The sequence below is a fragment of the Paenibacillus sp. JGP012 genome, assembly GCF_014203995.1.
In the GTDB taxonomy this organism is placed as follows: domain Bacteria; phylum Bacillota; class Bacilli; order Paenibacillales; family Paenibacillaceae; genus Paenibacillus; species Paenibacillus silvae.
Window position 1 is genome coordinate 1 of the sequence record NZ_JACHKG010000016.1, and the last position, 15625, is coordinate 15625.

11 protein-coding genes are annotated in these 15625 nt (G+C 47.4%); 6 read left to right on the plus strand and 5 right to left on the minus strand.

From position 1 onward, the window contains the following. Positions 1 to 141: 141 nt before the first annotated feature. The gene (locus HNR77_RS18510; RefSeq protein WP_184187493.1) at positions 142 to 675 is read right to left on the minus strand and encodes a type 1 glutamine amidotransferase domain-containing protein; all 534 of its coding nucleotides are present in this window, start codon (positions 673 to 675) and stop codon (positions 142 to 144) included. A 288-nt stretch (positions 676 to 963) separates the two neighbouring features. Between HNR77_RS18510 and HNR77_RS18515 the strand changes: the two genes are divergently transcribed. The 4 genes from HNR77_RS18515 to HNR77_RS18530 all read left to right on the plus strand — a co-directional run bounded on the left by HNR77_RS18515 (position 964) and on the right by HNR77_RS18530 (position 3809). Further along, positions 964 to 1377: a hypothetical protein gene (locus HNR77_RS18515; RefSeq protein ID WP_184187496.1), complete on the plus strand. Its 414-nt coding sequence runs from the start codon at positions 964 to 966 to the stop codon at positions 1375 to 1377. A gap of 122 nt (positions 1378 to 1499) precedes the next feature. Continuing rightward, the gene (gene ytxJ, locus HNR77_RS18520) at positions 1500 to 1847 is read left to right on the plus strand and encodes a bacillithiol system redox-active protein YtxJ (RefSeq protein WP_184187499.1); all 348 of its coding nucleotides are present in this window, start codon (positions 1500 to 1502) and stop codon (positions 1845 to 1847) included. A gap of 92 nt (positions 1848 to 1939) precedes the next feature. Then, positions 1940 to 2947, plus strand: coding sequence for a catabolite control protein A (gene ccpA / locus HNR77_RS18525; protein ID WP_110898550.1), 1008 nt, complete (start codon positions 1940 to 1942; stop codon positions 2945 to 2947). 166 nt (positions 2948 to 3113) lie between these two features. Further along, entirely contained in the window at positions 3114 to 3809 is a 696-nt protein-coding gene (locus HNR77_RS18530) for a 5'-methylthioadenosine/adenosylhomocysteine nucleosidase (RefSeq protein WP_184187502.1), read from the plus strand. Positions 3810 to 3919: 110 nt separating this feature from the next. Here HNR77_RS18530 and HNR77_RS18535 read toward each other — a convergent pair whose 3' ends face one another. Then, positions 3920 to 4552 carry a GNAT family N-acetyltransferase gene (locus tag HNR77_RS18535; protein WP_184187504.1) on the minus strand — a complete coding sequence of 211 codons (633 nt, stop codon included), beginning with the start codon at positions 4550 to 4552 and terminating at the stop codon, positions 3920 to 3922. Positions 4553 to 4821: 269 nt separating this feature from the next. Here HNR77_RS18535 and acsA point away from each other — a divergent pair, with 269 nt between their 5' ends. Beyond that, positions 4822 to 6546: an acetate--CoA ligase gene (gene acsA / locus HNR77_RS18540; protein WP_184187507.1), complete on the plus strand. Its 1725-nt coding sequence runs from the start codon at positions 4822 to 4824 to the stop codon at positions 6544 to 6546. A 287-nt stretch (positions 6547 to 6833) separates the two neighbouring features. On the opposite strand, the gene HNR77_RS18545 is transcribed toward acsA, so the two are convergent. The 3 genes from HNR77_RS18545 to rpsD all read right to left on the minus strand — a co-directional run bounded on the left by HNR77_RS18545 (position 6834) and on the right by rpsD (position 13093). Then, positions 6834 to 9935 carry a transglycosylase domain-containing protein gene (locus HNR77_RS18545; protein ID WP_184187511.1) on the minus strand — a complete coding sequence of 1034 codons (3102 nt, stop codon included), beginning with the start codon at positions 9933 to 9935 and terminating at the stop codon, positions 6834 to 6836. A gap of 271 nt (positions 9936 to 10206) precedes the next feature. Continuing rightward, the gene (locus HNR77_RS18550) at positions 10207 to 12312 is read right to left on the minus strand and encodes a methyl-accepting chemotaxis protein (RefSeq protein ID WP_184187514.1); all 2106 of its coding nucleotides are present in this window, start codon (positions 12310 to 12312) and stop codon (positions 10207 to 10209) included. 181 nt (positions 12313 to 12493) lie between these two features. Then, positions 12494 to 13093, minus strand: a complete 600-nt coding sequence (gene rpsD, locus HNR77_RS18555) for a 30S ribosomal protein S4 (RefSeq protein WP_184187517.1) — start codon at positions 13091 to 13093, stop codon at positions 12494 to 12496. 463 nt (positions 13094 to 13556) lie between these two features. Here rpsD and HNR77_RS18560 point away from each other — a divergent pair, with 463 nt between their 5' ends. Further along, positions 13557 to 15548, plus strand: coding sequence for a sensor domain-containing diguanylate cyclase (locus tag HNR77_RS18560; protein WP_184187520.1), 1992 nt, complete (start codon positions 13557 to 13559; stop codon positions 15546 to 15548). Positions 15549 to 15625 lie beyond the last annotated feature (77 nt).

Consider the following 15625-nt stretch of genomic DNA (forward strand, 5'->3'; position numbering starts at 1 on the left):
TTGCACGCAAGCGGTTGAACCGCCGTATACCGAACGGTACGTACGGTGGTGTGAGAGGTCGGCTACTCAACTAATGGGTAGCCTCCTACTCGATTGTGTCTTGCTCGCGCACCTTGATCTCGCTAGCGTCATTTCAACCTTTTACTTTGCTGGCAGGGCAGCAAGTGCATCACAGAATGCCTTTCCATACGGAGGAAGATCAGGTGGACGTCGAGCCGAGATAATATGTCCATCCACAATGACGGCTTCATCCTTCCAGATCGCCCCTGCGTTTTCCATGTCATCCCGAATACCCGGTGTAGATGTAACTGTAACGCCATCCAGTATTTTCGCAGAGATCAGCACCCAGCCTGCATGACAGATTTGTCCGATGGGCTTGCGGTCTGCATGCATTTCCTTCACAAGCTCCAGCACCTTGGAATAACGTCGTAATTTGTCAGGGGCCCAGCCGCCTGGCACCAGTATTCCATCATAATCGGAACTGCTGAGCTCATCGAAGCCGTATTCAGCGACAGCGGGCACACCGTATTTGCCGATGTATGTTTTACCTTTTTGCTCACCAGCCAGATGTACTTCCGCACCTTCCTCGCGAACCCGGTGCACCGGGTACCACAGCTCCAGATCCTCGAATTCTTCATCGACCAGTGCAATGATTTTTCGTCCTGTTAATCTCATTGTTGTTGCTCCTTCCTGTTGCCTGGGATAGTTGTCCTTTCATCGTACTGTATATTGTAACAGATTCGTTGCTCTGCTTCATACACAGCATAACGTTTACATCAATGTACCGTTTCCAATCCAGTAATGTCTGAGTTTCGACAGCCTTCATCTGGTGACAGTGGTAATTTGTGCAACCTTTAGTTTACAGCAGGATTTAAGCAGAAATAGGTCGAATGGTACTTATATAGAGAGCAGAGTTGAATGAGGTGAAGGATAGTGCGTAAGTCGTGCAGATGTGGACATGTAATGGAATTGGAATTAAGAACGGTGGTATACGCCAAAAAGGTAGAAATACGCAATGTACCCGTCTTTGCGTGTACAGCGTGTGTAGCCTATGAAGTGCTGCAGCCGGTGAAACCGGATCTGACCGAATGTATCAGCAAGCTCGGGGAACGCCCTGCGAAGCAGGATCTTTCGTTTGCAGAGCAAAATGAACTGGCCGATCTGTTTCATGAACAGCTGCTCGCCTGGCCGGATGCAAGCGATCAGGAGATGGAATATCGAATGAAAGAGGCCGTGCAAGAGCGAATCAATCTACTGCTGGATATTATGGGATACGCTCACAAAGCCGAAGACGAAGCGTGGATGGAAGACACCCAGCGCAGACTGGGACAATTGTCCGGGTTTGTGTGGCGGGCGCATTTCTCAAATGCCGTCTAGTTTTGACGTGCCCAATGCTTGCTTTCATGAAAATTGGATTTTTTGCTCACTTTTTGTTAAGATATCGGAGAGTGAAAACGCTCAACATGGCGGTATTGCTGATAAAGGGGGATGTATAACGAATGGCTGACATGACTAGAATGACAAGTATTGAACAGCTAAACTCCGCAGTGCAGGCAACGGAGGATCAACCCTTGCTTCTGTTCAAGCATAGCACCCGCTGTCCAATCAGTGCGCATGCTTACCAGGAGATGAAAGATTATTTGCATAACGCTCCGAATGAAAGCGTGAAATATGGCATGATTTACGTGGTAGAAGACCGCCCTGTATCTAATGAAGCGGCAGAGAAGCTGAATGTGAAGCACGAATCGCCCCAGGTCATTCTGGTCAAAAATGGCATGCCTATATGGCATACTTCCCATTCACAGATTACCAGCAGGACGCTTGCTAACATTTTAAGTGAGGCTTAGAGCCTATTTTAATTGATTAATGCTATAATTTGTCGTAATATAAATCTTAATGAAAATGGAATGAAAATTTACTGGTAATGGAGCGAAGTACTGTGACGGTAACCATTTATGATGTGGCACGTGAAGCTGGAGTGTCTATGGCAACGGTATCACGGGTAGTCAACAATAACCCTAATGTCAAACCGCAGACGCGGAAAAAAGTATACGAAGCAATTGAACGACTTGGATATCGCCCGAATGCGGTAGCCCGTGGTCTGGCTAGTAAAAAAACGACTACGGTCGGAGTCGTGATTCCGGACATTTCGAACTCGACCTTTGCGGAGATTGCTCGCGGGATTGAAGATATTGCGAATATGTACCATTACAACATTATTCTATGTAATGCGGACAAAAAGAAAGAAAAAGAAATTCGTGTAATCAACACATTGCTGGAGAAACAAGTAGACGGTCTGCTCTTCATGGGGGGAACGGTAACGGATGAACACATTCAAGCGTTCCAATCTGCAGCGGTGCCGATTGTATTGTGTGCGACAAGTGATGAGAAGGGCACATTCCCTTCTGTTGATATTGACCATGAAGCAGCAGCTTTTGATGCAGTCAACACGCTCATTCGCCATGGTCACAGAGAAATTGCAATGATCAGTGGTACACTGCAGGACCCTGCTAACGGATTTGCACGTTTCCAAGGTTACAAGAAAGCACTGGAAGCTGCAGGCATTGAATACCAGGAGGATCTGGTGCGGATCGGTAACTATCGTTATGAATCCGGTGTGGAAGCGATGAAATATTTCCTTGGACTCAAGAAAAAGCCGACAGCAATCTTTGCAGCAACAGACGAAATGGCGATTGGTGCCATTCACAGCATTCAGGATGACGGGCTGAAAGTGCCGGATGACTTCTCGATCATTAGTGTGGACAACATCCGTATGGCTTCTATGGTACGTCCGCAGTTAACGACAGTAGCCCAGCCGATGTATGATCTGGGTGCGGTAGCGATGCGTTTGCTGACCAAGCTGATGAAGAAGGAAAATGTGGAGAATCCGAGAGTGATTTTGCCGCATGAAACGATTCTCCGTCTGTCTGTAAGCCACGCAGGTTAATTCGTTTATTTGCTGAAGTAAAAGAAAGGGAGAAGGCATTCTCTCTACATAGAGTTTGGTTGTGCATAAGCTCCGGAAACGGGGCTTTTGTGCTGAAAACGGCTTGGTGAACATGCGTTGATTTCACATACAGGATGACTGAATTGCAAACAGGGAGGAAACAACAATGCGTGAAACGATAGGCATTATGGGTGCTATGGATGAAGAAGTAGAGCTTTTGCTTCAAGGGATGAAACAGCATGAAACGGTGAAGCAGACGGGCATTACGTATGTTGCTGGCGAGTGGCTTGGCAAGCAGATTGTTGTGTGCAAGTCAGGCGTAGGGAAAGTCAATGCGGCGGTAACGACGCAGATTCTGATTGATCGTTTTCAAGTGAATCGTGTCATCTTCACAGGTGTAGCCGGAGCGGTACATCCCGACCTGAACATTGGAGATATGGTGATTTCTTCGGTATGTGTACAGCATGACATGGACGTAACGCCGCTGGGATTCGAGCGTGGAGTAATTCCATATCAGGAAACATCAGCATTTCCAGCCGAGGCTTCACTGATTGCGCTGGCCGAGGAAGCCTGCAAAGCACAGGGGGCCCTTTACCGCATCGGCAAGGTGTTGTCAGGGGATCAGTTTATCGCGAGCAAAGAGACCGTGAATATGCTGTACACGGAGATGGATGGAGCGTGTGCCGAGATGGAGGGGGCAGCCGTCGCTCAGGTATGTTATATGAACCGTGTACCTTTTGTTGTACTCCGCAGCATGTCTGACAAGGCTGATGGTTCCGCACATGTCAATTTTGCCGAATTCACCGTAGAGTCTTCACAGCGTTCCCACCGCATTGTGGAGCATATGCTTGAACATATGTGATTCTCATATATAAACCGCCTCTCAGAGCCACTTCCGTTCAGATGGAGAATGTTCTGCAAGGCGGTTTTTATGTATAAAATGAAATAAAATGAGCGACACTTCGTTTCGTGTTAATACATAAATCGATGACGGAAGCGCACTCGGTCAAATTGTTCTTCCGAGCTCATAGGGACTTGATTACCGATACGAACCATCAGGCAGTTCGCGGGGTGAGAGCAGATTTCAGGATCATCCGTGGCATACCAGGTCATATCAATGTTCTGCATCAGCCGCTCCATCATTTTACGGTAGTCCCATACGTTCAGTCCGCTGCCCTTCAGGTCCCAATGCCAATAAAATTCTGTCGTGAAAATAATATACTTCTCCATGTACTTGTCTTCCATCGCAGTAAGCAGCATTTCACGTCCGACTCCAAGGGAACGGTATTCATCTGCAACTTCAATGGCCCCAAGCTCAATCAGATCCGTCATGTTGCCCTCGGACCAGCGTTCGCATTCATCTGCGTAATGGAACGTAACATAGCCGATAATGACGTCATTCTCATGTGCGATAATAATGCGTCCTTCAGGTAAATCAGCAATCTCGGCAAGAGCCTCCTGCTGTTCTGCCGGACGCCGGAAGGCATCCAGATCGGCATGGAAAGCCATACGTCTAATCTGGTCGGCATGCACAGGGCCCTCAACCGTAATTCGGTGGTCGGACTTGAAGATGGAACGCATATGATGCTCCTTGATATGCTCCATGGTTCATACTCCTTTCTCCCCCTACTTATAGCAAACAATCGAAAAGTTGAAAAGCCATAGACGATGTTTGATCAAATTTGATATAATTGCGTTGACAAAAATTGTTCACAATTCAACACCGTTTATGTGCATCAGTTGGGTCAGGCAAGTACGTGAAAGTAGTTTTCTCTCTACTAATGTAAGCGCTAACTGGAAGTTCAGTCAACACAAAGGCAATACGAAGCAACCCTGTCGGGAATCGAATGTCGAGTTGAAGGAGGCTGGCAAGCATGAGTCAAGCACATAATGAGATGCTGCAAACGGTGGTGTCTGAGTCGAATCTGGGCGATTATACGGAAGCTAGAAGCCGGTTCGATTGGGAAACGGTAGAAAGGCACTTTACGTGGCACGCCAGCGGAAAAGTGAATATGGCACATGAGGCGATTGATCGCCATGTACTGGAAGGCAGAGGCGGGAAGACAGCACTGCTATACAGCGACGCCTCCCGTGAGGAAGCATACACATTCGCTGATCTAAGCGAGCAGTCCAGTCGCTTTGGTAATGTACTGCGTAAATATGGCGTAGCCAAAGGAGATCGTGTCTTTATTTTTATGCCGCGAAGTCCAGAGCTGTATTTCAGTCTGCTGGGTATTCTGAAAGTAGGGGCTGTAGCTGGTCCCTTGTTTGAAGCTTTCATGGAAACGGCGGTGAAGGATCGGTTGGAAGACAGTGGAGCTGTGGCACTGGTGACGACACCGGAGCTGCTGGGACGAATTAAACGTTCCGAATTGCCGGACTTGAAGCATATTTTTGTCGTCGGCGGTGGTCCGCAGTCTGATGCGGGACTGATTGATTTTGATGCAGAAATGGCGGCTGCTGCAGATGATATCGAGGTTGAATGGCTGACGCGTGAGGATGGACTGCTGATTCATTATACGTCCGGTTCTACCGGGAAACCAAAGGGTGTGTATCACGTCCAGAATGCGATGATTCAGCATTATTATACAGGCAAGGTAGTGCTTGACCTGCGAGAGAATGACGTATACTGGTGTACCGCCGATCCGGGCTGGGTAACAGGCACTTCTTACGGCATTTTTGCGCCTTGGCTGAACGGAGTAACCAATGTGATCCGCGGCGGCCGGTTCAGTCCACAGGATTGGTACAGTACGATTGAGAAAAACAAGGTAAGTGTATGGTATAGTGCTCCTACAGCGTTCCGTATGCTCATGGGTGCCGGGGATGAGACGATTGCGCAGCATGATCTGAGCAGCTTGCGCCATGTGATGTCGGTAGGCGAACCACTCAACCCTGAGGTGGTACGTTGGGGCTGGAAGGCTTACGGCCAGCGAATTCATGATACGTGGTGGATGACTGAGACGGGGGCACAATTAATCTGTAACTACCCGGGTATGCCGATTAAGCCGGGTTCGATGGGACGTCCTCTGCCGGGCATCGAAGCAGCCATTATTGATGACCGGGGACAGGAGCTTCCACCATACAGCATGGGCAATCTTGCCATTCGTGCACCATGGCCGTCCATGATGGCCAAGATCTGGAACAATCCAGCCAAATATGAGGAGTATTTCAGGCTAACAGGCTGGTATGTATCCGGGGATTCGGCCTACATGGATGAGGATGGCTACTTCTGGTTCCAGGGACGTATTGATGATGTGATCAACTCCTCTGGCGAGCGAATTGGGCCGTTTGAGGTGGAGAGCAAGCTGGTAGAGCACCCAGCAGTTGCTGAGGCGGGTGTTATTGGCAAACCGGACTTAACCCGGGGGGAAATCATCAAAGCGTTTGTCGCGCTCCGTGAAGGGTATGAGGCCACCCCGGAGCTAAAGGAAGAAATCTATCGATTTGTCAAAGAAGGTTTGTCCGCTCACGCAGCCCCGCGCGAGATTGAGTTTAAGGAGAAGCTGCCGAAGACACGTTCAGGCAAAATTATGCGTCGTGTATTAAAAGCATGGGAGCTTGATTTGCCAACCGGTGACTTGTCTACAATCGAAGATTGATCACTTACTGATTATCTGAGCAGATGGAACGGCTCGCTTGAAAGAACAGAGGCCTGGCTCATGCGTAAAGCGTGAACCAGGCTTCAGTTGCATGTTATTGAAGAGAAGCGGTAGCTAAACTAGCTAACGGTTAGCGAAGGTATCGCGAATCATGTGATGACGCACAAAACAAAAACAAGCATGCTTACACCTTGTATAACACGAACAAGCCGCATGTCCAGTGTACTCAACTCACTGGACATGCGGCTTGTTTATTGTGGATATGAGGACTCAGAGAGAGCGTCATATCAAGGCTGATAATGTACCGCTACGGAAGCGTCCGATTCGCCGACACTGTTGATGGCAGATACTTTGAACCAGCCGCTGGTGGATGAGGGTACACCATAATCCATACTTGTACCGGAGGTTGTTCCGATTTTGGTGTAAGCTCCCGAACCTGTCTCACTGTAATAGACTGCGTAACTTTGTACCTTGTCTGCTTCCGGATTGGATGACCATTGAATCCGAAGGCCTTGGGAGAGCGCAGAGACACCGACTTGACCTGGTGTGCCTGGAACGGCTGTTGGTGCATTGTCATTCACTGCCTCTCCTGGTGTTACCACAGTGCCCGGGACTTCAATTGGTTCCTTGACCTCGGTCTGAGGCGGAGTAACACCTGCACTGCTTACAATTGCACTTGGTGCAGATTCCCTGCCTGCAACGTCTACAGCTGTGACATAGAATGCAAAGTTGCCGCTTAATGTTGCGTAAGCAGAGAACGATCTGGACTCACCTGTCAGCACGACCTGGCCTTGGTTCTGGAAGCCGGCACCGTTGACTGAGCGATAGAGGCGATAACCAACGACATCACTTTCAGGTGTAGCATTAAATGTGATCGTTGCACGCTCTCCCGAGATCGAGAGACGTACGTTGCCAGGTGCATCAGGGGCTTTGCCGTTATCGGTACGCGGATCAACCTCTGTCGGCAGATCAGCACCAGCATCTTCTGGCAGGTAATAGGCCAGTGACTCGTGACGGCTCATCCGTTTAAAAGCATTTTGCAATTCTTTGATGAGATCCGAGATTGGCTTTTTGCGTTTGATAACCGTTTTTTCTCTCAACATATCATTAGGTGTTTCATCTCGAGGGATATAATTAACACCATTGTACGTAATATATTTTGCTTTAGCAACAGCATCATCGCTCTCCTTCGGAATAAATTTGCTGTTGAAAATGTCAGTAACAAATTTATCAGTCAGCGATGTTGGCAGCTTGCCGCTGTATGCAGACACCGTCCGGGTTTCGATGCCTGACGGTTTTTTGAATGAATTGGTCACGAAAAGATCCTTCTGTGTTTCCACGACTTCATTCATGATTTTTGCCCAGAGCTGCTGAGCGCGTTTTCGTTGTGACTTGGTCTCCAGTGTGTTAATCGGCTGTTTATAACCGACCCATACACCGAGCGTAACATCTGGCGTGTAACCTTCAAACCAGACATCCGCATAGTTTTGAGTGGAGCCTGTTTTACCCACAATCGGTACACTTGATCTGTACTTGTAGTTTTCCCGCACTTTATCGGCTGTACCTTCAGTGATGACGGTACGCAGCATATCTGTCATCAGATAGGCTGTTTGCTCCGAGAACGCCTGCACAGGCTCACGATCATGCTGGTATACGATCTTACCTTTGGAATCGACAATTTTGCTGATCATATAGGAGTCATTGTATACACCTTTATTGGCAATCGCACCATAGGCACTTGTCAGCTCTTCAACCGTTACACCATATTGAAGTCCGCCAAGAACACCTGTCTGTGCCTGATAATCCTGCTTCTGAATCGTCGTAATTCCAAGCTTTTTCGCAAAAGCCCAGGCTTTGTCGATTCCAACTTCCTCATTGAAAAGTTTTAGGGCCGGAATGTTCAGCGAGTAATTCAATGCTCTGCGGGCTGTTACCAGACCTTGGTAGCGGTTGTTCGCATTTTTGGCAATATGGTAGCCGCTAGAGCCGTCTTTAAGGATGATTGGTGAATCATCAATAATGGAGGCGGGTTGAATAAGACCTTCCTCCAGAGCTGGCAAGTAGGCGGCAATCGGCTTCATTGTTGAACCAGGCTGACGGACCATCTGTGTTGCATAGTTCATCTGCTCGTCTTTGAAGCTGCGACCTTCAATCATGCCCAGAATAGCACCTGTTTTGTGATTGATGAGCATGGCAGCGGTTTGCTCTTTTCCTTTGACAGGATCATCCGCAGAGAAATTGCTGTCATCCTCGGCAATCGTACGCATCGTTTTGTAAATATTTTTGTTAATCGTTGTATAGACGCGATACCCGCCAGTACGCAGCTGGGATTGTGCTTCCTCCAGCAATGCGCTGTTCTCCTTGGAGGAGGTTTCAGCATCTGTACTTTTGCTCACGGCCTTCGTTTTGTTCTCACTCAGCTGCTGCATCAAAATCTGTGCTGCCTGACGTTCCGTTTCCATCATAAGGTATGGATAAGTATTATAAGCTTTAACGGTTTTTGGTGCGAGCGAGCTTTTAATATCAAAGGCAAGAGCTTCATTGTACTCAGATTGTGAAATTTTTCCAAGTTCGAGCATTCGGCGAAGAACGAGATGCTGACGATTGATGGCGCGGTCAAAATTGTCCTCTACAAAGTCACCTTTACCATTAAAGGCGGAGTAGGAGGAGGGCAGCTGTGGCAAGCCGGCCAGATAAGCCGCCTGAGCCGTGTTGATTTTATCCAGATCATTAATATTAAATAGTCCCTTGGCCGCTGCTTTGATCCCATATACGTTGTAACCGCTTGAGCCATTACCGAAAGGTACTTTGTTCAGATAAGCTGTCATAATCTCGTCTTTGGTCAGAAAACGTTCCAATCGGAGAGATAACAAAATTTCCTTCACCTTACGATCTTCCGTACGATCCAGATTTAAAAATACACGTCTTGCTAGTTGCTGTGTAAGTGTACTGCCGCCTGTTTGCACTGATTCTTTCAGCACTTTCTGTTTCACGGCACGGAGCGTTCCGCTCATATCTACACCTTTATGTTCGTAAAAATGATTGTCTTCAATCGAAACAACGGCATCAATAACTTTTTGTGGAATCTGGTCAAAAGTGACCGGACGCCGATCTTCTTCCGTACGCAGCTGACCAATCGGACTGCCGTCGGAAAAATAAGCAAAGCCTGTGATGGAGTTTTCGCTGACTTTTTGTTCGATCAGGGCCCTGGAACGCACGGGTTCGTCTTTGACGATGGAACTGACGTAACCCATCAGAGCACCGCCCGCGAACAGTACGCCCATTAATCCAAGCACAGCCATCCATAGAACGAAGCTGCCCAGTCTGCGAGCAAAGCTACGCTTGCGTACAGGCTGCTCTTCAGGCTTTTTCTTAGTAACATCACCCATTCAGTGTCTTCCTCCTTTTAACAGCACTTATTATAGCATAAAAAGGTCCGTTTGCATGCCTGAGAAATACAAGTATTGGTCGAAATTTGCCAATCTGGCATGGATTATGCTATATAGCATGTGATATCGGGGGACATTTCATGAGTTGAAAAACAAAGGAAAAAGGCTGTCACTGCATGAGAGCAGGACAGCTTTGGAGAGATAAGAGCTCCCATGTGTTACAGAAAAATATTACATTTTATTACAGAAGAATATTACATTATAGCTGTCATTACGTTCTGAAACGCTGGATGAGTTCAAGCAGCTCCTGAGTGAGATGTGCCAGAGCAGCGGAGGCGGCAGTGATTTCCTCCATAGATGCCAGCTGCTTCTCGGAAGCGGAAGCCACCTGATTGGCATGGTCGGCCGTTTCATGACCGATCACTTTAAGGTGTTCTAGAGAGGAGTCGACTTGCTGCGATTCGTCTGACATCTGCTTGGCGATGGTGGAAACTTGCTCAATCTGCTCGTTCACGTCGGCAATCTGGGAGGAGATGGATAAGAAAAGCTCACCGCTCTCATTCATTACTTCTGCGATGTGAGTTACTTCAGCACTTCCCGTTTCCATATTGTCCACAATAGCTCGAACCTCATGCTGCACCGATTGGATCAACGTTGCAATGTCGGAGGCCGATTGATTGGACTGTTCAGCAAGCTTGCGAATCTCGGCAGCGACTACACCGAATCCGCGTCCGTGTTCACCCGCACGCGAAGCTTCTATAGAAGCATTAAGTGCGAGCAGATTGGTTTGACGACTGACTTCCGTAATCATACCTGTAATTCGTCCAATTTCCTCCGAGCGCTGCTGGAAATGCTCCAGCGCGGTCATGGAGGACTGGACAGAAGAATTCGCACGTTCAACCATATCCATAGCTGCCTTCATCTTGTCAGTACCAGAAGAAGTTCGTTCTGTGACCGATCTGGAGGCCTGGCTTACCTCGGCAGCGGCATCTGCTATCTTTCCGATCCCTGTGGATATTTCATTCATCGAGCGGGAGGAATGCTGCAGCTCTTCGACCTGCTTCTCAGCCTTTTTGGATACCTCGAGTCCCGTGAGTGCCATCTGCTCGGCAGCTTTGCTTGTATCTTCCGCACCGGCTGTCAGTTGCTGTGAAGTTGAACCTACAGATAAGGCATGCTCGGAAATAACGGAGATGGTATGGCGCAGCGTAGTCATCATGTCATTCATATGAACAGCCATAACTCCGAATTCATCCTTCGATCTTACAGGTAATTTTTGTGTCAGATCTCCACCTGCCAGCTGCCCGGCAACCACATTTACACGGTTTAATTGCTTCACAATGGAGAGGATGGTATACGTCACAACGCCGGCAAGCAGAAGCACTGCGAATATAGCGATAATCACAGACCACTTCAGGCTTTCGTAGAACGGCTTCAGAATGACATCTTTGGGCAAGGCGGATACCAGAAACCAGCTTGATTCAAGTCCAGGCATTTTCGCCGGCTCAGCGATAAACAAATCTGGCTTGGCATTGTCAATTGAACTGTAGAATCCAGACTCGCCTGCTGTAATACGCTGAATAACGGCTTGGGTATCCGCTGAGACCTGAGCGTTTTCCTTGACAAGCTCGGGCCTGGAGCCGTGGGCTGCAATGCGCCCTCCGCTGGTAATCAACATCGCATATCCTTGGTCAGGGTTAAGGGCGGCGATATTTTGCTGAAAGCGATCAATTGTAAAATCAACTCCGATAATGCCCAGGAATGTATTATTCTCGTCCAGGAGCGGGAGAACAATGGAGACGAGAGAGATTTCTTTGCCGGCTACCTTGTAGGTTGTAGGTTCAGTCCAGTACAATGCTTTGGTGGCCTTGGGCTGCTGATAATATTTACTTGTGTCACCTGCTCCTTCGTAGGTGGTCAGCGGCTCGTAATGTAACGAGTTACCATCTCGCACGATATAAGGGATAAACCGTCCGGTCGCATCATCATACTTGCTTTTGTTGACATGCTCGGCGTCTTTACCGTCAAAGGCATTTGGCTCAAAGCCGGTATAAATCCCGAATACCTTGTCATCCTTCTTCAGATGCTCCTCCAAAATACGAACGATATCTTCACGGCTCATCGACCCGTTTTTAGCTGCATCAACGATGGTTGTACCGAGGCTGTCCAAGGAGCTTCTTAACTGATTGATATCGCCCATAAAATCGTTTACTGCTGCATTTGCGGATTGTGCCGCAACAGACTCGCCGTATTGCAGGCTTTTGTCATAGATGGCTTTGGTGTTAAAAGCGATTAACGCCCCGATTGAACAGAGGAGTACCACCCCAAGCAGCACGCCAAGTTTTACCCCCAGTTTGGTATGTCTCAAAAATTGCATATGCAGCCCCCCACGATGTCTTTATGAAATGTTTTCTAATGATCAATCTGTATTTATCTTTAATGATAATATCGTTATGTAAAGGTTAATAATGAAGATAAGCTATGAAAAAACAAAAAAAGACACAAAAACAACTGCCGAGAAATTCTCAAGCAGTTGTCTTTGTGTTGTGGTGCAACGATTAACGGTTGTAGAACTCGACGATTTGTTTTTCATCGATGTCTTGGGACAATTCAGCACGCTCAGGCAAGCGAATGAATTTACCTTCTACAGCTGCTTCGTTGTATTCAACGTATGCTGGAAGATGCGTACGGTTTTCCAGAGCTTCCTTAACGGAAGACAAACCGCGGCTTCTTTCACGCAAGCCAATCACATCGCCAGGGTTTACCTGGTAAGAAGCGATATCGACTTTTTTGCCGTTTACAGTTACGTGACCGTGTGCTACCAATTGACGCGCTCCAGCGCGGGAGTTAGCAAAGCCAAGACGGTAAACGAGGTTGTCAAGGCGGCACTCAAGCAAGAACATGAAGTTCTCACCGGCAATACCTTGCATTTTTTGCGCTTTGGAGAACAATGTGCGGAATTGTTTTTCACCCAAACCGTACATGTGGCGCAATTTTTGTTTTTCTTGCAACTGCATACCGTAGTTGCTCATTTTTCTGCGTTGGTTAGCTCCGTGCTGACCTGGAGGGAAAGGGCGTTTCAATTCTTTGCCTGTTCCGCTCAGGGAAATGCCGAGGCGACGGCTCAATTTAAATTTAGGACCAGTGTAACGTGCCATGTTTAAAGTAGCTCCTTTTTAGTTAAAGTTCATATAGGGCTCTGTTTGCGCTCCAATTTGTTGATGCGGGCTTGGCCTCGCATAGAACAATCAGGAAAGTTCAGCCGCTGTCCTGAAAGCAACAAAAAGAATGAGGGTGACACAACCGGTAACGCCCAAATTTAAAGACACCGAAGTAGTCTTCATCAACAATTTATTCTACATTCTGTAAGCATCAAAGTCAAGTAATAGATAAAGTCAGAAAATAGTCTAAATTTGTCGATAGGTCATTGGGCCTAAAATAATGGGACAATTTTCTGAAATATGGATGCAAAAATGCTTTAAAGAGAGTAAAATAGATGGTATCTTAACTTTAAACAATCTTGTGTACCAAGGTTTCGCGATTGTTTTGCAGATTTGCGATAGCTAAATGCAGATTAATGCATCCACCCGGATGCAAAAACGGTGCAAAGGAGCGCCTGACATGTTGGAACATCTAAGAAGTATACCTGCCAGCCTGAACTCGCGAAGTGCGGGCGATTCCACATCGTTTAATGTGTCGCCATCTCATGATGATCACGCGTTGTGGATGCAAAAAATGGACATTACCCCTTTTGACTTTTCATATTTAAGCAGTTTGTTAGGGCAAGCGTACAATGATTGGACAAGCCAGGTGGATGCCCCACTGGACAGGACGTTTACTGTATACAGTGTATGGAGTACAGAAGGTGAGTGCGTCGGGGAGGACCCCGGTCAGGAGTTCGATCCAGCCATCAATGTACGTTTGCTGGCTTTGGAATGTGCGGAGAAGAAAAGTACGCTGTCCCGAAGCGGGACCAGCATACAAGGAGACTATCTGCTTATTGCAGAGCCGTTATTCTCGAGAACAAATAGAGATTTGTTTGCCGTGTTCATTGCTCTGGTTTTTGAATCCAGCTTATCCGAAACTTCAGAAGCTGTAGTTCGATCTGAGGCATTGCACTATCGTACTTGCTTTTACCGAAGATTCGAATACATATTTATGACGGATTTGCTGCATGCACACGAACAAACAGCACGCGAGGAACACCGAAGATCTATTCTTTTTCAGATTGTACAGCGCATGCATGACAAGATGGATGTCGGAGCCATATTAGACGAGGTTTTTGTAAGTATGGATTATCTCTATCCTTCAGCGAACATTATGCTGTATATGTCTCAGGATCAAAGGAATTTTAACCCAAGGATCAAGCCGCTGCTTGTGCAGGAGCGTGGAGAGGACATTTGCGTTCGATCCTTTATGGAGGGCAAGCTGATCGTTTCCCGATCTGAAGGAATGGAGAGGCGTATCATTGAAGTGGGCTTGCCGCTGAAAGGCAAACAAGGCATCTATGGTGTCTTTCATATCGAGATGAATGAGGAATTGATAGAGGATTCCGATCTGCAGCTCATTGCAATGATGGCGGATACGGCCGGGACTGCTTTTGAAAATGCTAAATTGCATGAACAGTCCCATATGCTCATCCAGGAACTTCGTGTAATCAATGATCTCACACAGCGTCTCAATAAAAGTTTGCAATTGACGGAAATTTATCAATTTTCCGGGCAAGAGCTCAAGCACACGTTTCAAGCTGATTTTTGCTGCATTTTGCGATTAAATGACAATACGAACCGGTTTGAGGTCATGTCCACCAATGTTAAAGAAATCAGTCATAAAACGTATCCGGTGGACTCCGGCATTGCTGGTTATATGTATCAGACGGAAGAGCCGTTAATCATATCCGATTATACGCAATTTGACAAAGTTACCTCCAGCTTTATGGAGCTTACTGGCGCGATGTCTTTGATTGCAGCTCCAATCCGGGTAGATGGTCAGGTGAAGAGTGCAATTTTGCTGGCCCATGAACGGGAGCATTTTTTCTCCTATGACAATTATCGCCTGCTCCAGATGTTATCCATTCATCTCGGCCTTGCGATAACGAATGCGACCTTGCATGCAGAAGTACGACGTCTGGCTAATCTGGATATGTTAACAGGACTGTATGTAAGACACTATCTGGATAACATCATTCACGAGCGTCAGGCTCATGATTACTGCGGTTCATTGGTTGTCGTTGATATCGACCAGTTCAAACAGGTGAATGATACCTTCGGTCACCAGACCGGAGATCAGGTATTGAAGCAAGTGAGTGACATTGTCACCAGTTCGGTTCGGCCTGAGGATATATGTGCAAGGTGGGGTGGGGAAGAGCTTGCCATCTACATGCCGCAGATCGGAATTCATCAGGCGCTTGCTTATGCTGAGATGATTCGTACACGAGTGGAGGCCGAGACCCGGCCGTCTGTGACAGTGTCAAGTGGTATTGCGGAATGGAACTGGATGGACGAGAGGGTAAGTGTGGAGTCCCTGTTTTACCGTGCAGATATGGCACTGTACAGTGCCAAGAACGGGGGACGAAATCGAATTGTTATCGAAGAGCAGGAAGTCACACGTTAAGAGAGAGCTATTCCCGCTTGCGGAGTCGGTTCTCTTTTTTTTGTAGTATAAGTGTATACGGTGGGGGCAATCTATGG